This is a genomic window from Mesorhizobium sp. M0437 (assembly GCF_040321335.1).
GTDB lineage: Bacteria > Pseudomonadota > Alphaproteobacteria > Rhizobiales > Rhizobiaceae > Mesorhizobium.
In genome coordinates this window covers 34,521-55,259 of record NZ_JAMYRK010000034.1, presented here as the reverse complement: position 1 = coordinate 55,259, position 20,739 = coordinate 34,521, and the positions used below count along the sequence as shown (strand labels likewise).

Annotated in this window: 20 protein-coding genes and 3 pseudogenes; 6 read left to right on the top strand and 17 right to left on the bottom strand. The window is 62.1% G+C overall.

Annotation, left to right across the window (positions count from 1 at the left end):
- Positions 1-116: 116 nt before the first annotated feature.
- Positions 117-1,311: pseudogene (locus NKI72_RS20985) on the top strand (DUF1173 domain-containing protein).
- A 36-nt stretch (positions 1,312-1,347) separates the two neighbouring features.
- On the opposite strand, the gene NKI72_RS20980 reads toward NKI72_RS20985, so the two are convergent.
- The gene (locus tag NKI72_RS20980) at positions 1,348-2,031 is read right to left on the bottom strand and encodes a transposase (RefSeq protein ID WP_352850736.1); all 684 of its coding nucleotides are present in this window, start codon (positions 2,029-2,031) and stop codon (positions 1,348-1,350) included.
- 466 nt (positions 2,032-2,497) lie between these two features.
- On the opposite strand from NKI72_RS20980, the gene NKI72_RS20975 reads away from it, so the two are divergent.
- Positions 2,498-2,893, top strand: a complete 396-nt coding sequence (locus NKI72_RS20975) for a hypothetical protein (RefSeq protein WP_352850734.1) — start codon at positions 2,498-2,500, stop codon at positions 2,891-2,893.
- A 417-nt stretch (positions 2,894-3,310) separates the two neighbouring features.
- Here the strand turns inward: NKI72_RS20975 and NKI72_RS20970 are convergent, their stop codons facing one another.
- The 4 genes from NKI72_RS20970 to NKI72_RS20955 all read right to left on the bottom strand — a co-directional run bounded on the left by NKI72_RS20970 (position 3,311) and on the right by NKI72_RS20955 (position 7,250).
- Positions 3,311-3,943, bottom strand: coding sequence for a DUF1419 domain-containing protein (locus tag NKI72_RS20970; RefSeq protein ID WP_352850732.1), 633 nt, complete (start codon positions 3,941-3,943; stop codon positions 3,311-3,313).
- A 131-nt stretch (positions 3,944-4,074) separates the two neighbouring features.
- A complete protein-coding gene (locus tag NKI72_RS20965; RefSeq protein ID WP_352850730.1) occupies positions 4,075-4,440 on the bottom strand; it encodes a hypothetical protein in 366 nt (121 codons plus the stop codon).
- A gap of 110 nt (positions 4,441-4,550) precedes the next feature.
- A complete protein-coding gene (locus NKI72_RS20960) occupies positions 4,551-5,027 on the bottom strand; it encodes a UCP036055 family protein (RefSeq protein WP_352850728.1) in 477 nt (158 codons plus the stop codon).
- Between the two features lie 72 nt (positions 5,028-5,099).
- Positions 5,100-7,250 (bottom strand): ParB/RepB/Spo0J family partition protein, encoded by a 2,151-nt coding sequence (locus NKI72_RS20955; RefSeq protein ID WP_352850726.1) that lies wholly within the window; start codon positions 7,248-7,250, stop codon positions 5,100-5,102.
- 185 nt (positions 7,251-7,435) lie between these two features.
- Between NKI72_RS20955 and NKI72_RS20950 the strand changes: the two genes are divergently transcribed.
- Together NKI72_RS20950 and NKI72_RS20945 are read left to right on the top strand one after the other, a co-directional pair.
- The gene (locus NKI72_RS20950) at positions 7,436-8,056 is read left to right on the top strand and encodes a DUF433 domain-containing protein (protein WP_352850724.1); all 621 of its coding nucleotides are present in this window, start codon (positions 7,436-7,438) and stop codon (positions 8,054-8,056) included.
- Between the two features lie 52 nt (positions 8,057-8,108).
- The gene (locus NKI72_RS20945) at positions 8,109-8,441 is read left to right on the top strand and encodes a DUF5615 family PIN-like protein (protein WP_352850722.1); all 333 of its coding nucleotides are present in this window, start codon (positions 8,109-8,111) and stop codon (positions 8,439-8,441) included.
- Positions 8,442-8,804: 363 nt separating this feature from the next.
- Here NKI72_RS20945 and NKI72_RS20940 read toward each other — a convergent pair.
- Positions 8,805-9,602, bottom strand: a pseudogene (locus tag NKI72_RS20940) (DUF932 domain-containing protein); the annotation flags it as partial.
- Positions 9,603-9,906: 304 nt separating this feature from the next.
- Positions 9,907-10,529 (bottom strand): annotated as a pseudogene (locus tag NKI72_RS20935) (carbonic anhydrase); the annotation flags it as partial.
- Positions 10,530-10,989: 460 nt separating this feature from the next.
- On the opposite strand from NKI72_RS20935, the gene NKI72_RS20930 reads away from it, so the two are divergent.
- On the top strand, positions 10,990-11,376 hold the full coding sequence (locus NKI72_RS20930; RefSeq protein ID WP_352509593.1) for a response regulator: 387 nt from the start codon (positions 10,990-10,992) through the stop codon (positions 11,374-11,376).
- A 465-nt stretch (positions 11,377-11,841) separates the two neighbouring features.
- On the opposite strand, the gene NKI72_RS20925 is transcribed toward NKI72_RS20930, so the two are convergent.
- The 6 genes from NKI72_RS20925 to NKI72_RS20900 all read right to left on the bottom strand — a co-directional run bounded on the left by NKI72_RS20925 (position 11,842) and on the right by NKI72_RS20900 (position 16,484).
- Complete coding sequence (locus NKI72_RS20925) at positions 11,842-12,774, bottom strand: ArdC family protein (protein ID WP_352785532.1); 933 nt, start codon at positions 12,772-12,774, stop codon at positions 11,842-11,844.
- A 290-nt stretch (positions 12,775-13,064) separates the two neighbouring features.
- A complete protein-coding gene (locus NKI72_RS20920) occupies positions 13,065-13,439 on the bottom strand; it encodes a hypothetical protein (protein WP_352509597.1) in 375 nt (124 codons plus the stop codon).
- On the bottom strand, positions 13,436-14,065 hold the full coding sequence (locus NKI72_RS20915) for a hypothetical protein (RefSeq protein ID WP_352785529.1): 630 nt from the start codon (positions 14,063-14,065) through the stop codon (positions 13,436-13,438). Before NKI72_RS20915 ends, NKI72_RS20920 begins: the two co-directional genes overlap by 4 nt.
- A 192-nt stretch (positions 14,066-14,257) precedes the next feature.
- Entirely contained in the window at positions 14,258-15,580 is a 1,323-nt protein-coding gene (locus NKI72_RS20910; RefSeq protein WP_352509601.1) for a hypothetical protein, read from the bottom strand.
- Positions 15,580-16,029 carry a hypothetical protein gene (locus NKI72_RS20905; RefSeq protein WP_352850718.1) on the bottom strand — a complete coding sequence of 150 codons (450 nt, stop codon included), beginning with the start codon at positions 16,027-16,029 and terminating at the stop codon, positions 15,580-15,582. The genes NKI72_RS20910 and NKI72_RS20905 overlap by 1 nt, the downstream gene beginning before the upstream one ends.
- An 83-nt stretch (positions 16,030-16,112) precedes the next feature.
- Positions 16,113-16,484 carry a hypothetical protein gene (locus NKI72_RS20900; RefSeq protein ID WP_352850715.1) on the bottom strand — a complete coding sequence of 124 codons (372 nt, stop codon included), beginning with the start codon at positions 16,482-16,484 and terminating at the stop codon, positions 16,113-16,115.
- Between the two features lie 106 nt (positions 16,485-16,590).
- Here NKI72_RS20900 and NKI72_RS20895 point away from each other — a divergent pair, with 106 nt between their 5' ends.
- Positions 16,591-16,962 (top strand): hypothetical protein, encoded by a 372-nt coding sequence (locus NKI72_RS20895; RefSeq protein WP_352850713.1) that lies wholly within the window; start codon positions 16,591-16,593, stop codon positions 16,960-16,962.
- 236 nt (positions 16,963-17,198) lie between these two features.
- On the opposite strand, the gene NKI72_RS20890 is transcribed toward NKI72_RS20895, so the two are convergent.
- The 4 genes from NKI72_RS20890 to NKI72_RS20875 form a co-directional block, all read right to left on the bottom strand.
- Positions 17,199-18,362, bottom strand: coding sequence for a hypothetical protein (locus tag NKI72_RS20890; RefSeq protein ID WP_352774767.1), 1,164 nt, complete (start codon positions 18,360-18,362; stop codon positions 17,199-17,201).
- A gap of 231 nt (positions 18,363-18,593) precedes the next feature.
- On the bottom strand, positions 18,594-18,824 hold the full coding sequence (locus tag NKI72_RS20885; RefSeq protein WP_502904052.1) for a recombinase family protein: 231 nt from the start codon (positions 18,822-18,824) through the stop codon (positions 18,594-18,596).
- 259 nt (positions 18,825-19,083) lie between these two features.
- On the bottom strand, positions 19,084-19,791 hold the full coding sequence (locus tag NKI72_RS20880) for a DUF1906 domain-containing protein (RefSeq protein WP_352496686.1): 708 nt from the start codon (positions 19,789-19,791) through the stop codon (positions 19,084-19,086).
- Positions 19,792-19,951: 160 nt separating this feature from the next.
- Positions 19,952-20,566: a glutamate acetyltransferase gene (locus tag NKI72_RS20875; protein ID WP_352509611.1), complete on the bottom strand. Its 615-nt coding sequence runs from the start codon at positions 20,564-20,566 to the stop codon at positions 19,952-19,954.
- Positions 20,567-20,739 lie beyond the last annotated feature (173 nt).

The following is a 20,739-nucleotide window of genomic DNA, read 5'->3' as shown; positions in this document are numbered from 1 at the left end:
CCTCCCGGCTCCCCTCTGCCTCTGGCGCCGATGCACCAAATGGGTTGCGCTCTGCGCAAAGCCATGACTTGAATGCGCGCACAGGGATGCGGCGGCGACCTGGAGCGGCGGAGGTGATGCGACGGTTCAGAATTGGCAGTGAGGTTTACGAGGGGGCAGCGCCTGACCTGCAGGCGGCGTTGGCGAGCGCCTATGCCCGCACCGAGCGTCCGCTGTGCCTGTGCCGCGAGCCAGGCTGCCCGATGTATATCGCCCGCATCGGCGACCTTCACCTGATCAAGCGCATGCCGCTGAGCGGCGGCGGACATGATCCATCCTGTGATTCCTATGAATCACCTTACGAACTGTCCGGTCTGGGCGCCTTGATGGGCAGCGCGATAAAGCTCGATCCGCAAAGCGGCATGGCGGCCCTCAAATTGGACTTCAGCCTGTCCAAGACGGGGAGCCGGGCAGCGTCCGTGCCTGCGGGGCAAAGTTCCGCCAGCGTAACCGCCGATCCCAGGGGGATGTCGCTGCGTGGCCTGCTTCATTATCTCTGGCACGAGGCCGAACTGACGGTCTGGACATCCCGATGGGCCGGCAAGCGACATTGGTGGAATGTCCGCTGGCATCTGCTCGAGGCTGCCGGGCAAATGACGGTGAGGGGCGGACCGCTCGCGGATATCCTGTTCGTGCCCGAGCCGTTTCGCGCCGAGAACAAGGAAGCCATCGAACAGCGTCGCAACGCGGTTCTCGGCACGGCGCTCCCGCCGAAATCCGGTCCCCGAAAGTTGCTCGTCCTGGTCGGCGAGGTGAAGGAGATCGTGCCCGCCCGCTCCGGTCAGAAACTCGTCATCAGGCATTTGCCCGGTTTTCCCCTTCATGATCGAAGATGCATTGCATCGCCGCTTGCAGGTGCGATTTGAGAAAGAATTGTCGTTGTGGGCAGCGGATTCCAGCTCGCATCTCATGACGATCGCGACGTTCGGACTGAACCCGGCCGGCCTCGCCATTGTCGAGGAGGTCGCGTTGATGGTGGTGTCCGAAAACTGGATTCCCTACGAGACGGTCCCGGAGAAAAGGCTCGTCGATGGGCTCGCCCGCGTTCGTGAGAAGAGCGTGAAGGGATTGCGCTTTGACCTGCAACCCGACCAGCCGATCGCCAACGCATTGCTTCAGAACAGGGACGAGCCGATAGCGCTCTTTGTCGTTCCGGCCGGTGCGGACGAAGCGTTCGAGGCGTCGCTCGACGAAATGATCGCCACGCGTCCGGAGATCGGCTCCTGGGTGTGGCGTGTCGGCGAAGGCGATATGCCGCCGCTACCGCTCTGAGCGTCGGCGGAATTTCCGTCGATGCTTCAGTATGCCTTAGGCCAGGCCCAGCTTTTTCTTGAGCTCGGCATTTTCCTTGCGCAGACGGTCGGCAAGCAGGTTCTTGAGGCGCTTGTTTTCTTCTTCGAGTGCGACAAGATCGCGGAGATCACCACTTTCTGAAGAAGGTGCGGCAGCTCTTTTCCAATAATAGTAGGTCTGCTCGGATATGCCGGCCTGGCCGACCGCAATCTTGCTGGTCGCGCCGCCAGCGATCGATTTCTCGATCTGGTCAAGCTTCTGGGCGCGTTCCTTCTCAGAATAGGTCTTCCGGGCGGTCCGCACCGCCACCGCAGGTTCAGCCGCCTGGGGCCCTGGTCTCGCCCCGTTTTTGCGGGTCGGCTTGGCGAGCTCTGCCTTCGCTTTCTTTGCTCGCGGAACTTTCTTCTTCGCTTCAGGGGCTTCCACTTTGGCTGGTGCTACTGTTGTCTGAACAGTTTGAGCTTCCTGAGAATCGGCCATGATATGCTCCGCTTGTGGATTGTCACCGTCTTCAGCATCGATGGGTCTTATACTGGAGTCAATGAGCTCAGAACCTGGCAGCTGAGCACCATCAGACAGCTGCGTCATCTCGGTGACAATTTTGGACAGGTCGAGACCACCCCAGATCGACTGGCTTGGCTTTTGCTTGCCGCGCTTCTGTTTGACTTCCACGATAAATGGCCGGATCTGGCGCTTCATAGTCCCTTCCTTGATGTGAGGACGACTTGCAAGCCAAGTCGCTGTTTCGCGTCGGCGAGTATCCTACGCCAAGGCATCTTATCGCTCTTGCCGAGCTTTATCGGAGAAGGCCCGCGACGAGCAAGCGAGGTTTCACTGATCTAGGGGACTGGCTCGATCACCGGGACGCAAACAGTCTATTGCGAGCCGAGGTCTCATTTGACGCGACCTTCAGAGCGTATCCATGCCCGCCATCCACAGGCGCCACTTCGCTCGATCCACCGGCAGCTGACAAATTTTGACATGCTGACGAGGCTCGCATGCTCCAGCTTCGGTAAAGAACCCCTCCCTGCATCGAGCGCCGCCTACGCCGTCATTCGTTGCCGCCGGGCAAACGGACAAGGACTAACAGCCGTCCGCATCCGATGACTGTGCACAACCGACTGCATCGATTGCAATCCTGATTTTCTTGGGCGCAAATCTTCTCATGGCGGCGGATGAGCTGGACGCGATTGTTTTCGGGATGGCGGTCGACAGCGTCCGTGCGCTTCCTCTTGGATTCACGGAAAAAGTCGCAGAAATTGCCAACCGAAGCCACGGCGTCCTGCTTTTTGATTTGCGCATCGATGGCGACTTGGAAATGCAGCGGATCGCCGCCGTCCGATATCCAAGCAACCAGACAGGCATTCTGGCGCTGGACAAGCAGAGCTCGGCGATCAGCCATTGCATGGTCAACGGCACTTTCTCCAGCTTTATCGCTCCCTTGGAGGACTGGAACACTCTGCCGCTACCGATGCAGGCCAGGACGAGTATCGCCGGCCCGGCCAGCCTCTTCATCGGCGCCTTACGCAATGCCGGATACATCCTGCGCGGCAGGTCCTGATCCGAAGTTTTGCGCGGTGACTGGCCGATCATATCGTCGAACCAGTCGGCCACACGGCTTCGCTAAGGGCGATGACCCACGGTGATCAGGTGACAGGATCATCCGAGTTGAAGTCTGACCCTGATAGGTGGCTCGCTGGACTACGAGCACCTGGTCGGTGCTGGCCTTAAATACCGTGAAAATGCGCCGGCCGGCGGCGACGCACTGATCGAGCAATGTCGGTTGCCGTCACGGTATCTTGGAAAGCGATAGGGCTGCGTGCAAGCGATCGTAATGTGCGAGAGCGTCTCGCCCGTCGGCGTCCGATGGTACGCCTCCTCGATAGACATCGCGCCGCATAGCCTATCCGACGCGCCTCATTTCAGCGGAGTAGGCGGACCGTGCTAATAGGGACGTTTCGCTTCCGAGCGGCAACTCTCAGGGACAACCTTTATCGTCGCCTCCCTTCTTTGAGTTCCGGCTTGATCGGGCGGAGGACAGGAGTTCGTCAATCTCGAGATCCGACAGATCATCGAGCAGCTTGAGGACAGCATCATGCCTTCCGGCGTTAACGAGAACCGTGCCTTTGCCGCGATGTTCGGCCCACCGGGTCTCGGGATCTGCGTTGCGGGCGATGCCCCTGAGTTCGACGGGGGTCATGTTCCAGATCGCCTCGAGCTTCTCCGCGCGGGTCATGCTGTCGCTCGCGCCGGTCTCGTGGGCGATGACGGCGGCGCGCATCTTATCTGGGGACTGCCTATCCGCGAGGTCACAAAAGCCGTGAAACCAGCGTTCGCGGCCCCGGATCCGGATCGCGAAGAATACGCTGGTCACGTTGCCGGCCTTGAACTCCGACATGCCGAACATGCCGGTGCGCATGAAGAGCGGCGGCAGCAAATCGAGCGTGAAGTGATATTCTGACGCGGTGATCTGGAACCACTCGCCTGAATAGGGAGTGCCGGAAAGCAGATCGATGCCGGGAGTATCTTTGTGTCGGCTGAACAGTTGGAACATCTGCTCGCGGGTGGCGACGCCGTCGAGCACCTTCCTGAAGGGTGGATGTGCGGTCATGGGGTTCTCCTGAACGCGGGTCGGCCACGCGCGGCATGAACCGCGTCGTCGCAAGTGCTTGGTGATGTTGTGGCTGTCGACTGGCCGAGCCTGCGGCCAGCGTGTGCAGGCGATGATGGGGTATGCAGGGTTCAGGCGGCGCGTCGCTCGGAGGAACGCGAAGCGCCTCGACCAACCCCAGTGATGGCACACACGGCGGCGGCGAGCGCCGGGATGTCGTCGAGCATGCCGAGCGCGACGAAGTGGTTGGCCCCGCCGGTATAGTCCTTGCGGCCCTTGCAGGTGCGGATCAGGATGCCGTGAGCCGATGACAGCCCGAACTGGCCGACCTGAATGTAGGTACGGTGATGGTACAGGGTGACTTCGCCGGAAACGGCAATACCCGCCTTGTTCGAGCGCAGGTCAAAGCAGCCCGATGGCAGGTTTAGTTCGGCGGCGAGTTTCTTCAGCCGTGAACGCGCTGTCGTGTGAAAACGCCTCTTCTGCTTGCTCGTCATAGGAGCAGCTTCTGTTCCAGTCGAACATGTCGATCTCATGAAATGAACAGGCCCGCGATCGCTCACGCGATCCCGGGCCCGTCGTCGGGGGGTTCAATGCGGTGAAGCGATCAGGCGGCCGTGCGGCCCTCGATAACGTCGGCGCCGACCTCGTCCGCGGAGACTTCCTCGAGATAGGCCCGACCATACTGGTTGTTGGCGAGCCAGCGTTCGGCCGCTTCGCGATCCTTGGCGAGATAGAGCAGCTCCGGGCTGTCGCCGAGTTCCTGCAGGACGCGGACCATGCCGATCGTGGGACGCTCGACGATCTCGAAACCCAGGTCACTCTCGACGGACCAAGTGCGCCTGACCGAGACGACGATGATGCCGCCCTGCCCGAAATCGCCCTCATGCAGGGTGAAGTAGGCGGGCGAGCTATAGGTCGCGCGCTCGCGCGGCGGTTCCTTCCTGACCAGGCGACCGACGCCGTTGCGGTTTTCCCAGGCGGCGAGTTTTTTGGTGAAGCGAGCCGGCGGTTTCGCAGCGCCGTCGCTGTATCGGATGACGCTCCCCAATGGGGCGGATTCGTACACGATATGTGCGGACATGCGGGTTTCTCCATGTCGAAAATGAGAAAGGGCCCGGCGGGAGTGCCGGGCCCCGTGCGAGCGTGAGGCCGATTATTCGGCGGCCTGGAGGTGGTCGGCCTCGTCGCCGTCGATGGTCACCAGCTCTTCGGAGGACGGATCCGCATCATCGGCGAGGAAGGCCGGCAGCTCGGCGACATCGCCATCGAGAGCTGCCTCGTCCGACATGTCGCCGGCGACCGCGTCGCCAGCATCGGTAGCCACTTCATCGACCTCAAGGCGCAGCGGCTCGGGCAGCCAGTTCGACCCTTCGAGAAGACGCGCGGCCTCACGCGCCATGATGTCCTTCTTCATGTGGTCGATCAGCTGCGCGGAGTCTGCGCCACGAGCTTCCCGGACAGCCTGTAGAATCCGCGCCTTGGTGAGCCGCCCGAGGAACTCGACCGTAGGCGTCCAGCCGGCGTCGACCATGTCGAACTGGAGCGAACGGCCGAGCACGTCTGCATGCTCGAGCGCCTTCGGCCGCCTGTTCCAGGGTTCGACCACCGCATTGACGGTCAGCGAGACGCAGTGCGCGAACAGCGCCTTGCGGCTTGCTTCGTCCAGGCCGAGAAGGAAGTCCCACAGGCCTTCCGCTTCATCGGGCAAATCGCGGTCCCAGGCTTCGTGCCGCTCGGCGATCTCCTTGGCCCAGGATGTCTCGGCAAGACCGTCGACCTGGCCGAAGCTGCCGCTCTTCAGGCTGATCTCCAGGCACGTGTCCGGCGCGAAGCGATAGAAGACCTGCAGGACGAAGGCATGGAGTGCGGCGACGATGGCGATGTCGACGTCACCGGCGAGCGCGTTGCGCAGTGCCAGCGTCCGCTGCGCGGTCAGGTCGAAGACGAGCCGATCGGGCAGTGGCTTGATACCATCGTCCTCGCCGTCGTCGCCAGAGGCGTCGTTCACCGGCTTGCCGTTGACGACAACACCATCGCCATCGTCGGCGCCATTGGATCGGGTTCCGCCGTCGGCGCCCTGTTCCTCGCCCTCATCGACATCGCCGGCTTCGGTCCCCGGCTCGTCCTCGGAGCGCACGAAACCGGCGTCGACCTGGAGCTTGCCGTCCGCGGCAAGCGTAACGAACACACCGGCAATGGCTTTCTGGGCGGGATCGTAGCTTTGAGGACGATCATCGATCGCATCGAGCTCTGCGCCCAGCTGCTCGAGCTTCGCCTCGATCGCTTCGTCAGCATCCTCGGCCTTGGCATAGTCCGCGTCGAGCTTGTCGTATTCGGCCTTAAGCACGTCATAGCGTTCGATCTCCTCGGCGCTGAGCTCCTGCGGCTCGGCATAGATGCGCCGCATGCCGGAGGTATTGCCGTAGGGAAAGCTGATCGCCGCCTCGACCCATTTCCAGCCCTCGGCGCGGATCGCCTCGGCATCCACCTTCAGCCTGTCGAAGACAAGCTGCTCGACGAGCGCCGCATCCTGGCACCAGCCGCCGGAATCCTGCTCGAACAGGTCGCGAAGGATGACGCCGCCTGCAGCCTCATAGGCTTCGGCGCCGACATAGACGGCCCGGCGATCATCGGCCCTGACCGTGGTCTCCGTCAGCAGGCGCCTGATGTAATAGGGTTCCTGCATGTGCGAACCGGCAATCCGTTCCCAGACCTGCTCCTGACGTGCATGATCGTCCGAGATCGAAAACGCCATGATCTGTTCAAGCCGGATTTCGTCCTTCTCGTAAAGATCGAGCAGCATCGGGGACACCGATGCCAATCGCAGGCGCTGCCTCACCGTCGCCGGCGATACGAAGAAGCGGGCGCCAATCTCCTCCGGATCGAGGCCCTGATCGCTGAGGGCCTTGAAGGCCCGGAACTGGTCGAGAGGGTGCAGGTCGGCGCGCCGCAGGTTTTCAGCAAGCGAGTCCTCTTCGGCCGAGGTCTCCTGCCTGCGGTTGACGATGCAGGGGATCGGCTCGTTCTTGGCCAGGCGCTTCTGCTTGATAAGGATGGCGAGCGCGAGATAGCGACGACCGCCGGCCGGCACCTCAAACGTGCCGGTCTCCTCGCCCTCGCCGTCGAGCATCGGACGGACGTTCAGGCTCTGGATGAGCTTTCGCCGCCCGATGTCCTCGGCCAGCTGCTCGATAGACACGCCGTCCTTGATGCGCCGGACATTCTTCTGCGACAGCCTGAGCTTGTCATAGGGAATGTTCTCCGCGGCGTTCATCGCGATCTTCTGAATGGCGTTCTTTGCCATGGTCAGGTTCTCCATGACGGGCGGCCCGGGGCCTCTCCCCGAACCTCCAAGCCCGTCAGAAACCCTCCCCTCCCCCCTCTGCCTCCAGGCCTCACACCGGCGCCGTCCGCCTGCCGCAAAGCTTCGCTGGACTGCGGACGGCAGAGTGACTATATATCTTCCATGAACGTGGAAGGATTATTGTCATGCCGGGGTTTAGTACCGAAGTGCTCACCGCCAATGAGGCGGCGGCGGTAACGCAGGTGCCGCTCAAGCAGGTGCATCGCATCATCGATGCCGGATTGCTACGCGGCCGTGTCGAGACACGCCGCGGCAGCCGCGTCATCATCGGAGCGGGTCTCGTCGGCCTACGCCTCGCCTGGCTGACGGCGGAGACGCTGACGCCTGCCGCGCGGCGGCGGATCGTCGAGCACGCCATTGCCGATGATGCTGCGCCCGTGGTCGCGGACGATCCGCTTAAGGTCGACCTGAAGCCGATCACCGCCGGGGTAAGAACCGGCCTCAGCCGGCTGAGGAAAGCCAAGGCCATGGTGGCGCGCGATCCAGCGGTACTTAGCGGTCAGCCGGCCTTTGTGGGAACACGCGTGCTTGTTCATGACGTTGCCGACATGCTCGCCAATGGCGATACGCCCGAGACGATCCGTGCCGCCTATCCGCAACTGACTCTCGACCAGATCGGGCTCGCGGCCGACTATGCGCTCGCCTATCCGCGGCGTGGCCGTCCGCCGGTCAAGCCGGCGTGGCGCAGCACGGCGGCGAAGTCGACACGCACAATCCGTCTCGACGATCTGCCGGCCGTTTCGTGAAATTCCTGATTGACGAATGCCTGAGCCCAGAGCTTGCGAAACTGGCGCGCGAATGAAGGGTTTTCCCGAGTCGAGCCATGTGCGCTGGCTGGGCCTCGCCGGCGCCAAGGACCATATGGTGACCCGGCGCGCGGTCAATGACGGCTACGTGCTCGTCACGCACAACACGACCGACTTCCGCGGCCTCTATCGCCGCGAGGAGCTGCATGTCGGGCTAGTCGCCTTCAACACCGCCCCTGGCCTGATGAGCCTCGATCTCCAGCGCAGGCTCCTTCTTCTCGCCCTTTCCGAGCTCGGTGGCGAGGAGCATGGAACGAAGTGCTGGAGATTACGGTGGATATCGCGCGTACCGTCACCATCGAACGGTTCAACCTGCCCCGACTGACGGACCTCCGCGTTCGCTTCCTGCAATCGGGCTGCCAGAAGCCGCCGCTCGCACAACGAAAAAGCCCGCCGCGGGAGGAGGTGCGGCGGGCTTGATTTGGACGACAGCATTCGGGAGGAATAAATGCCGTCCCTGATCGCCAAGGTCGGGAGGAGGTGACCCGGACGAAACTCGATACCAACACGCTACTCCCTTCCACGCTCCCGAGAAGCACTAATTGTGCATAGCAGCATTGCGGTTTTGTGCGGCGCACATCCGGGCCGGAGAGATGGGTTTTCCCAGCCGGATACCAGCGCAGGCCGTATGCTGCGCGCCGCAGCGATGCACATGTGTTCATACGCCTCGGCGCGCAGCATTGCGGTATCATGCTGCCAGATCGAGCAGCTTCTTGGCCTTGCCCTCCAGCTCCAGGCGAACGTCCTGATGCGGCTTGTCGCGCGCCACCCGCGTAATGCCCTGCACGAAGTCGAAAATCGAGGCGGGCGGGTGCCCTTCCTCCGAAAGCACGGCATCGATGATCCTCGTGGTCTCCGCCCTGGAGAAGCCGCGCTTGCGCAGGAAGCTCTGGCGATCTTCATCGTCGCGAGCGACGATCCGCTGCCGCGAAGCCTTGATGCCATTAACGAACGGCATGGGCGAAGACTCCGCGAACTGAACCAGCGCTGGTTCGGCTTCCAAGGCGAACCGCGAGGCGGCAGATTTGGAATGCCGGATAATGATTTCCTGGAAATCCTGCACGCCCCAGAGGCAACGATTCTGGCACACTGCACGTAGATAGAAGCTGGCGATTCCAAGCGTGCGGGCGCCGACCTCCGAGTTCCAGCAATAAAACCCCCTGAAAAAGACGTCGGGCGAGCCATCGGGCAGCTTGCCGGCTTCGATCGGATTCAGGTCGTCGACGAGGAAGACAAAGACATCACGGTCGGACGCATAGAGCGTCGTCGTGGCATTGGAAATGTCGACATTCGGATTGTAAATTCCCGTCGACCAATCGAGAACTCCCGGCACCTTCCAGCGAGTGTCTCCGGTGCCGTTGCCAGCGATCTTCTGCACGGCGTCGATCAACTCTTCATCGAAAATCCTGCCGTAGTCCGGACCTGTAACCGCTCGCAGCTCGAGGCGTCCGTTCTCGATCTCCAGCGTCTTCACCTGCTCGGCGCGTTATCTGAACAGTCAAGTTGTCTCAGCCGGATTGTCGGCGGCGTTTTCCTGAAAAACCGCGGGCTTCGGGGCGATCTTGGCTCGTGAGACAGACGCGCGAATTGCTGAGGCACGTTGGCGGTCGTTCAACCGGCACAGCAGGCCAGCTCGGCGACGTCCTCGCCGAACGAGAGAGCAGTTTCGCCCCGGGCTGGTGTGGTGCTCGATCGGCCGAGCTGACGCAAGAGGTGACGGATGGCAGTGCGCAAGCGTTCACTACTCCTACGCGAATGACGCCTGAATCGCTTGTCATCCGGGCGATACCGGCCCGCCGGTCACAGTCACATTCAGATCGGTGATGAGCCCGCTCGACAGCGAATAGACCCAGCCATGTACCGCCAATGGCTGGCCGCGCGCCCAAGCATCCTGAACGAAGACGTCGGACGCGACGTTCCTAACCTGGCGGATGACGTTGAGCTCGCAGAGCCGGTTCAGCCGCTCTCGGTCGTCGGTGTAGGCGGCCAGCTCGTCCTTGTGGTCGTGGGCGACTTCGCGGATCGGATGGAGCCAGTGGTCGACGAGGCCCCGGCGCTCGCCATCCACTGCAGCGGCTATGCCTCCGCAGCCATAGTGGCCGACGACCAGCACGTGCTTCACCTTGAGCACGTCGACGGCGAACTGCAGCACCGACAGATAATTCGCATCCTGGGGCGGGGCGAGGTTGGCGACGTTGCGGTGAACAAACATCTCGCCGGGGTCCAGCCCCACGATCTCGTTCGCGGGTACCCGGCTATCGGAGCAGCCGATCCACAGATATTCGGGCCTCTGCTGCCCCACCAGTCTCTTGAAGAAGCCGGGATCGACAGCGAGCTTGCCCTCGGCCCAAACGCGGTTGTTTTGCTTCAGCTGATCGAGCATGAAATGGTCGACTCCTTGGTTACTGTTGATGCGCGCTCGCTTCACCACTTTGGTCTCTTTAGACCGCTGTTGCATATGGTCGGCGAGACGATCATAGCTCGCAGCAATGGCACGCATTTGCCGTTTGGCTTCTGTGTCATCCAGGAGTTTCGCGATGGAGCGAAGCTCCTCAGCTCGCTCGTGCCAATACTTGGGATCGTTGATGAAAGGATGGGTCAAGGTAATCACGCTAAGCGCCTATACCCTTCAGCTGCTTCCCACGGTTCACAGACTCTACGAGATCGTTCACGATCCGCAAAATATATCATGATCGAAGAGTACTTGTCAGGAGTGAACGGGCGGAGGCTTTGGCTCGGTCAAAGACGTTCACCGGCCTCGCGCACCCCGATGCGCGAGGCCCTTACAGCCTGTGAACGATGCCAGGGAACCAGACGCTGGTGCTACGCGTATTGAGGCCTGGGTCGGTGTGTGTCGCTGAGGGGAAAGGCGAGTGGAAGAACGTCCAATCATTCTCGTTGTGGAAGTTGACGAGACGATCCAGGAGCTCGTCCATGATGCCCTGACGGAAGGCGGTTACCAGCCGGCAATGGTGACATCCGCCCATGAGGCGGTGAACCGACTTCAAAGTGGGCAGGCGGACTACCGGGCGCTTGGTTTACCCGAACGGCAGCATGAACAGCTGGGAAGCGGCTCGGAAGGCGAGGAAGATCGCCCCGGATTTGCGGTCGTGTACATGACCGCAGGCACTGGTAACGAATGGCCTTCGGAAGGTGTCCCGAGCAGCGTCCTTCTGCAGAAGCCATTTGCCTTGGCACAACTGGTGACTGCCGTCTCTCAGTTACTCATCACCGGGTCCACCCCACCGAGGACACCTTAGAGACACCGGCGGTGTTAATCCTCGTGCAGCCTGAGGGGGGTCTATTTGAGAATAGGCAAATGATGGCCGTGCATCTCACGTTATCCACGCGGGACTGAATAAGTTCGCCACGCCGTTTTACTGATCACTTTCATCCGTCGTCAGGAGAGGGAATTGATCGTTTCCCGTAGTTTATCGATGGAGACTGGCTTCTCCAGCACTGGTCTTCGGCGGAACAAGGAGGGAAGATGCTGCTGCCCATAGCCGTGATGAACAGAAAAGGGCGCCCTCGCCTTTCGATGGTCTCAGCAATGGGATCGACGCCAAAACCGCCAATGTTGATGTCGAGAATGGCGAGGTCAAACTCACCCATCAAGGCATATGGGCCAGCGCACCAATAGTGCCGGCTTCGGCGACGACCCGATGGCCAAGTTCATCCACCATGTCCGCTATCATCATTCGGACGAGAACTTCGTCTGGGGGCGCCTATGCGGCGCCCCGGACCTCGTCCTGCTGAGCGTCGGTCTGCTGGGCGTGCATCCAATCGGCGATCTGTTGCGCCTTGCTTGCCGCCGTGAAGATGGCGCGCTTGTCGGACCGCAGCACCTGGAGCCAGGAGGCGATGTAGCGGGCATGATCGAGCCTCGGTTCGACGCTGAGGCTGAGGTCGGCGCAGATCATGGCGCTGAGAAGTTCGACCGTGCATTCCTCCATGGCGTAGGCGGCCGAGCCAAACTGTCCGGAGAGATCGCGGTCGAGGCGATGCCTGGCGCCGGAAGCGTGTCCGCATTCGTGGAGCAGCACGGCGTAGTAGGCGACGGCATCCCGGAAGCAGGCGAACTCGGGCATCTGCACATGATCCCTGGATGGGATGTAACAGGCCTGCGATCCGCCGTGGCGGATGTCGATGCCAAGGGCGGCGCAGAATCGCTCGGCGTGCTCGATCCGCTCGGCCATCGGCAGCAGCTGCATCTCGGGCGGTGTATATCCGTCGACCTGGGCGGCATTGAAGACGGTGTAGCCACGGGCAAACAGGCGCCGTGCGGGCGTGTCGTGATCCTCCCCGTCGTCCTGACGATCTGTGCCGCCGCTGCGATCGCTCGTCTTCCAGAACACGACGAGCTGGCCGCGCTCGCCCTTGCGAACCTGAGCGCCGAGTTCATGCCATTGGCGATAGGTGCCCCAGATGCCGGCGGGATAATCGGCCGCATGCGCCGCAACCCAAAGGGTGATGACGTTGACGCCGCGATAGGTCTTGCGTGAGGCGACGTTGACGGGCGTGGTGATGGCCGACCCGTCGTGATGCCAGGGCATGCGGTACTCGCCGGCGCCGGCCTCGATCGCGGCGATGATCTGGTTGGTGACGCGCTCATAGATATCGTTGACGGTCCGGGCTTGGCTGTTGCGATCGGTGGTCATGGGTGCCTCCTGTGCTCGCCCTCTCCGTCGAGGGCGAAGCGGCAGGGGCAGACGCGGCGAGCCGGGCCGTCACACCCTGTTCTCGGTTACTGGTGCGGAACAGGGTTGACGGCCCGGCAGCGTCTGCCACAACCGAGCCCCTGCCTCGACGGGCGAGCACAGGAGACGTCGGGCATGACCGATGGCCGCAGGACCGGCCGGCGGTGAGGATGTTGCGTGGCTCTCAGCCAGCGCCGCCTCGCGGCGGGCGCCGCAGCGGAACAACCTTGGCCTCATTCGACAGCGCCAGTTCATCCTTGCAGGCCGGCAATCACAGCGTCACGCTCGGCAACCTGTAACGTCAGCACCTGGATGTGCTGCGCGAGCGTGCGGGTGAGCGCGCGCAGTTCGGCCATCTCGGCACCGCGCACGGCCCGGAGCTCGGCTTCGAGGGAGCGGACGCGGTCCTTCAGTGCTTGAGGAGATGATCGCCGGTGGCGCGCTTCGGCAGCACGAAACTCGGCGAGAAGATCTACCGCACGGTTCGCTGTTGCTCGGCTGACGCTGGCCTCGCGCGCCAGGTTGGAGACGGTAAGCGCGCCGTCGGTGCGATCGGGCCGGCCGTCGAGCAGCCGCTCCATGGCCGCCCTTAGCGCCGCTTCGCTCTTTGGCCCGAGCGCAGTCATGCCTCACCATCCAGGAGAGGTGCAATCAGCCGGCGCTTGCGCTCGTGGTCCCGCAGGATCGCTGTGTGCTGGAGCGGTGAGAGGCGCCGGTCGGCAAGCAGCGCTTCGCCTTCTGCGATCGAGGCCTGCCAGGGCTCACGATGCCGGACGGTCAAGCAGGCGTTCGGGCATCGATCAGGGCTGCATCGGGACAAGGCCGGCGCCGGTCGCTCGGTCTCCGGCGCTTCCGTAAGGCAAAGCGCGGTCGCGGCTTCGAACAGGCAGTCGTTGAGGAAACCCACGTGCAAGGTCCGGCCGAGATGGGCCAGCATCGTGCGCAGTCGCTTGCGGTCCATTATCCGGCCGGGAAGATCGCCAAGCTCGTCCTGCACATAGGCGAACTCGCGCCGCAACCGCGCGGCACCCGGTCCAGCCGGACCCTCATCGCGAAGAAACGCCTCGTAATGGACGACGATATCGTCGAGCTGGCCGAGTGCGCGCTCACGCTCGACGGCGAGGCGGAAGTCGGCCTGCCTTGAGCCCGCATAGCCCTCGAAGATGGCGATCGAGGCGTGCTTGTACTGGATCTTGTCCGCGACGGTGCCGAACGGCCGGTTGGCGATGTACCAAGCGACGGTTCGGCGCAATTGCCGCGTCGTGAACTTCCAGGGCTCGTCTGCGATGCGCGGGATTGCCGGTGTGTCTCCGGAGCGCGCATCCAGGCCGTCGCGGAACAGGTTGAGCGTCGAGATGATCGGCGCTCCAGGGCCAGTCCTTCAGGGTCACCCATAGGGATGAGAGCCCCTTCTCCTTGCGATTGCGGGCCGAGAGAACCTCCATTACCGCGACGGCCCGGGCGACGGGTTCGATCGTGATCCAGTCGGCCGTGACGCCGCGCGCGCCATGACGTTTGTAGACGGTGCTGCGCACCCGGTAGCGCTCGACCAGGCCGTCAGCGCTGCGCACCGCCGACACGCAACCGGCTGCATGGCCTGCACCTCGCTGTCGCGCATGCCGGTGAGATAGGCACAGACCACATAGCAAACACCTTGCAGCATGCGCTCCTCGCGGGCGAGGCTCAGCCCGTCGAAGCGCTCGCGCCATAGCAAGCCGGTGTCGGGATCGCTCGAGATTGGCGTGTCGACGCCGCCAACCTCGATCCCGAGTTCGGCAGCCGCTTCATCGATCAGCTGTGCAGTCCGATCGGACTGGCTGACGCGACCGCTCTCTGGCGCGCCAGCATGCAGGCGCATCAGGTGGAGATTGTAGGGCGGGATCACCTGGCCGGTCAGCGGATCAATCCGGCGGGCGGCGTTGGGCGCGCGCTCCCAGATCGGCACGCCCCGGCCGGCGGCCCGGCGCGCGTCGAGCCACTTCGCCACGCGGGCGCGATAGGTCTTGGCGACGGCCCGTCCGGTCCGTGTGTCCCGCGCGATCAACCGGGCGCAGCGGGCTTCGAGAGCATCCAACTCCGTCCGCGCGACGAGGATATCGGGTGCATAGACCTCGACATACTTGTGCGCCCAACGCAGCATGGCGCCGATGATCGGCTCGGGAATGCGCGGCGTGGCGTTCTCGGCGGGCGCCGGCGGACGTCCGGCAACGCGGTGAGCCGCGCGCCCACGCCAGGGAAGAAAACCGATCCCGCCGCCGGTCAGCCATGGCGACAGGTGATGCAGGTCAATCGGCACCTCGACATACTTCACCGTCTCATGGGGCGTTCGTCGCCCGCTGTCACGGGCATGGATGAGATAGGCGTTGAGCAACGCCTGATGTATCCGGCTCAGATCGACCGCGCCGATCCGTGCAATGAGAAACGCCGCAAAATGCTGGACATAGTGCAGCAAACGGATCGCCGAGGTCGCGCCGCAGGGCGCCCGATATCCCGGCACATGGATGCGCAGCCGGGCGATCACATACTCCTTCGCCAGCCGCCGCGTCACCGGATCGGTGATGCGGGTGAAGTTGAGCCGGTAATTGGAATAGCGCGCGTTCACCCGGAAAATGGCGGCGCCCAGATCCCAGTGATCGTCGCCGAAGCGGGGAAGCGGCGTGCGGTCGGCATCGTCTCTGATCGCGATGCCGGCGAGCACAGGCTCGTCGTCTCCATAGATGGCCGACGGCAGCAACGGCTGCGGCGAGCGCTTCGCGAACCCTGGCATCACGGGGCTCCCAGGTAGATGAGCGCAGCGCCCGAAGCGGCGACCTGACGAGCCCGCTCGATCTCGGCATCACTGAACCGGGGCAGGATCTGACCGGCGATCCGGCCATGAACGCGGCCGAACTTGGTCGCCCAGTCGGCTTCGCTGAGTGTCTGTCTCTGCGCCCGGATGAAGGTGAGGAAGGCCAAAAGCGCAGGCAGCTTGCGGGCGGTGATCACCGCGTTGTTGCATGCGAGACAGCCCCAGAACGGCGATGGACAGGCCTCTCCCTCGGCGCCGAACGGACTCCTGTAGAAGCCACCGCAACTAGCGAGCCAGACGTCCTGCTCGCCGCTCAACAGGGCCTGAACGGCAGCCGCTCCCGAGACTGGCAGACCGATGGCCGCCGGATCGGCGCGGACGGCAGCTTCCTCGTCCGACGACAGGACGCACGGGGGCGTCGAGTGCATCGCTCATGGCGTCGGCGATGGTCGCTTCGTGCAGATGGCGAAGTGCGGGGATGTCGGCATAATGATTGGCCGCGACCACGACGCTATGGCCGACGGCGGAGCGATCCATGCAGGCAGCACTCACGTCCGCAAGGCGTGCAACTCGCGGACTGTCGGAATCGAGATAGCGCCAGAACATCTTGAGCGCATTGGAATAGGCGTAGGCCGTCGAAAACCGAGCCGGCCGGACCTCCGACCTGGCAGGCGCGCCAGAGCGCCCCCGCCAGCGTCCGGGCCAATGCCTTGCGGCCGGCGAGCATCGTCAGGTCGATCGTCATGCTGCGGTCCGCGAGGATAACCGTGAAGCGCAGCGACGCGATCGCAGCGGCGGCCTCGCCCTCGGGATCAGCTAACGCCTCGGGGAAGAGCGCACGGCGGCCCGGCCGCCGCACCGACATAGCTACCGCAGTGGTCATTCCACATCACCGGCCGTATCTTCGGCCCAGCGATCTGCGGCCGCCTCGACCAGTTCCTGCGCCTCGGCGAGGCTGTCGAGATAAATGTAGGTGCTGGTGACACTACGTGCCCCAGGAGGTGCTGGAGCTTCTGCAGAGGATCGCCGAGAATCCGCCGATAGGCCGCGCCATGCCGATCCTGCGGATCGAACACGGTCCCGATCTGCTCGCGTGTCAACATGGAAAGCATGTTGACGGCGAAGACGTGCCGCAGCGTGTGCGGCGTCACGTCGAGATCAATGCCGAAGCGGCGGCAGCGGGCGCAGGCCCGGCGAAAGGCGGCTTCCCAAGTTGCCGAGGGCACGGGCTGGCCGCCTTCGGTCAGCCAGAGCAAGGCATGCTGCGCCCTGCCGGGCCCGCCGATGAGCACCTTGCGGCGTTCGCCAGGCGCCGATGGCGTTCAATCGAAGGCCTGATCGCGGGAAGCTCGATCCTATAGTGTTCGCTGACGGATTCGGCAGCAAGATCGCTCGACAGACTGGCCCGGCAGCCAGGGCGATCGAAATCCTCGCTCAGGGCGGCTGTGACCCCTTATGTCCCGGCTTGGCGCCGCCGGGCTTCGCCTTGTCCCGACGCTCCTTGCGATCGGCTGTCGTCTCCTCGTCAGTATGGCCTCCGCCGGCTAGATTAGGGCAGGTCGCCCAGACCTTGGGAGTTAAGTTTTACTAAGATCGGTTACCGATTGATCAATGACCCCCTTTTGTCGCGCCTATTTTGGTGCGATGGCCATCGGAATTCGAATTTCTTCCCGTCTCGCCATGCCAGGCCGAAGCCGTTGTCCGTTGCTAAGGCGAGATCGTCCGGATTCGATGGCCTGCAGTCGGTCACAACGAGGAGTCGCGGATTGCCCTCTTGCTTCTGATGGTAGTCGAGCAGTTGGCCAATTGCGGCCCGTATCGCGAAACGGATCGTCAGCGGGTCGGTCGGCTTGATCTCTGCCAGCACCGGTCCGAATTGCGCGTCGTGATAGCGGACATCGACCCATTCCATGTTGGGTACAACTTGCGTGGCGTTGGACGCTTTGAGAAACGCCTCGAAAGCCGACTGCAGGTGATGATGCTTGGGCGTAATTTGGAATTCATTTTCCTGGAGGTAGCGGGTGTATGGATCGGTGGCCGTTCCAGCGCTTTTCCTCCCTTTGCCCCTCGGTGGAGGCGCATTGCGGACGCTCCGGTCCCGCACGTCGTCGAAATCATCCGTCGATAGCCACGCTAAGATTGGATGCGAAGATGGCAGCCTTTCGGCGATAATGGCCAAGGCTTGATCAGGCCTCACCGCTTGGTAGCTCCCATGCATCTTGATAATTGCCTGCCGAGGCGGCGACGGAGGTTTCGAGGGTATGATGTCGTCAGGGATGATTAAAATCGACGGGCTGAACCAGACGAAGTGCGATTGTGGACAACGCCATTGGACCCATTCGTACGCATCCTCCCAATGGGCGTCGAAAGCTGCCTTGTTCTTCTTGAGGCTTTTGATCCCTGGTAACTTCCAGAGTGCATTGCCGTTCCTACGCAGATCCAGCTCTTTGGCAATTGCCGCTCGATCGTTCTCATCATTCTGATAAATGGCGCATGCGGCACCTACAGCATAGAACTGACCGTCCCTCATCGTCGTCATGATGATGCCGAGGTTGCCCTCGTCGGCATAACTGAACATTCGGCCTTTCCCTTGGGTGTGAAAAACTTTCCAGCCCTTCCAGACCCAATCGGACCGACCATTCCATTCCTCGTGGCCATAGCCATGAACTCCGGCATAACCGCTCGACGTGGTTCCGCCGATGGGGCCGAGATAGCCATTGCTGTTCCAAACGACTGGCTTCAACACGACCATCTTACCCATGCGGAGCTCCTCGATGATCCAAACCGACAAAAGTCGGCAAACAAGAGTTCAACTGGCGGAATATCAATGCCAAGGCTCATGGGGCGTCGTCTCGAGTACTCGGTCCAAGTCGAGACATCGAGGATGAGCCGATATTTGTCTCTCAGCCCTTCGAACATCAGGCGGTCGCGCGGAACACGAACTGGACGCCGACTGCCTTTGGCCTCCTATCGTTTCTGCTCTTGAGCTCGTCTAAGCCCGCTGAACACAGGCTGTGAACTGCCGCATTCTCGCGTATAAGTGCCACGCGACATCGACTTCCCTCAATTGATCAAGCATCCGGTGCAGTTCGGGGCGCTCCCATCGACCGCCGGAAGCTTCCTCTTCAAAGATCCGTTCGCTACCGGCATCGGTGAGCGCCTTGATCTGCGCCTTGTTGGACTGCTCGTCGCCTTTGCTCACCCGGGCATAGCCGATCAGCATGGAGCTTCCTTTCGCAAACGGTCGTTTATGGAAGGCCGAGGGTGTCCACGAGAATACAGGTTCGGAGCCTTTCATAATCCTCTTTCACTATGGCGCCGTAAGGCAAGCGGTTTGTGAAGGGATGAACGATGCCGGGATATCGATGACGAAGATGCAGCGGGAGAAGCTTCCGGTGCAGCCTGACAAGGCGTGGGCGTGCCTTGTACCGTTCGGGAGGAATCGACCATGCGAAAGCTCTTGCCCGGCCGGGAGCGAAGATTTAGCGCTCCTCGCGCAGCAACTTTGAACAACGCAGACGTTCCTTCGCGTCGCGAGAGGGGAGAGTACCTGCCGGCCCAAATTGACCAAAGTTTTCAAGGGCCGGATTGACGACATTTCCATCGTATCCGAAGCCCCCGATCTCGGAACGCTTTTCCATAAACTTTTGGAAAAGCGACCAATCCCCCTGCTTGAGCGCTTGTCTCGTTCCGGACCATCCCAACGAGCCAGAGAGCCATATATGGTCCACCAGCCCCTGGCGCTTCATGTGGTGTCCGACCGTGCCCGATCCGTAAACGCCAACGAGATAACGGCCAGCCAACGCATTCCGCACACTCCTGAAGTAGGGTGCTATTCGTGCAAGATGCTGTGGTGTGTGGTAGTCCCAATCGACTGCAAAATAGATTCCGGAGCCTTCGGGCTGTCCCAACGCGGCGGCCAGATCAAGCGCACGACCGGAGTCTCGCTCTCCAGCCGCACCATGCAAGTCTCTGATATTGCCGCCCGAGCCACCCCGCTGCTCGAAGGCCACAGCTACCGATATTCCAGCACCATGAAGGGCGGCGAGTTCCTCCCCTGTAAGACATTTTGAGGGAAATGGTGTACTATTCCGATGGTTGTAGTACCGGATTACTGTATTGACGCCAGATTCTGCCAAGCACACAGCAAAATCGCCGACGTTCTGCGGGACGTCGATAATATCGTGCATAGTCCGTCTCCCCGAAGGCCGAAATTATATGGAAAATGCGCAGTTTATACGGTCACCTCGCCCTCCCACGCTATTTCTTCGCGCAGCCTTTTGATGTCATTTCCCGCAGCCACCAACGCGGCGCAGACGCAATCAGCTATTCCTCTGTTTGCCCTTGGGTCTATTGCAGAATGTCGCTACGTCTCTGACTATGGGACCGCCGGCTGGAGAACAAGCGCAGGTAGTACGGTGAGTCGCTCGGCGAGCTGAAACGGCCGAAAACCTGCGCGATAGTGGATTGCGTTTGCTCGTTTGACAGGTTCAGCGATGCGGAGAGCAATATCGAGGTGATGGCGAGACTGTCAGCGCTTCCAACTTCGACCACGGCAAGGCAGGTTAAAGATAGACGGACTTCCGCGGAGTCGGATTGATCTAGGACGAGGCAATTGAACGCCGTCGGTTCGCCGTGTTTGCTCAGATAGCTACGGATTGCCTTTGCCAGACCGACGCCAGCTTCATTGCCGTCGGCGGCATTCGCGCAAATTGACGCAAAGGCACTGGGCAATTCCGCCACGTCCATCGTGCGGTTTAGCGTTCTTGAAGTCGTGGCGGTTTCCACCTGGTTCGGTACCATTTGCGCGGCATTCTGCCATGCTCGAGAATCCAGAGTCCGGGTTTGGTCTTCGAATAGTTTCTGGACCATGGCAGAGCAAATCCTCTCCGCCTCGAGCGGTTGGCTGCTCTGTGGGCCGATCACCAGGAAAAGGCCGGCAGCTGTTTTTGCGAATGGGTTCATGTCTGCTTCCCTATGGAAGCGGGACCGGAGTTCGCCGGCACCGGGGGCGCGACAGAGCATCGGTAGTTCGCAAGGGCTTACCGGACCGCTCTATCGCATCCATGATGCGGGTGACGTTCGTCCAAATCCACGCTATTGGTTGGGTGCGCTGCTTTCGCGATCAAAGGCCTGAC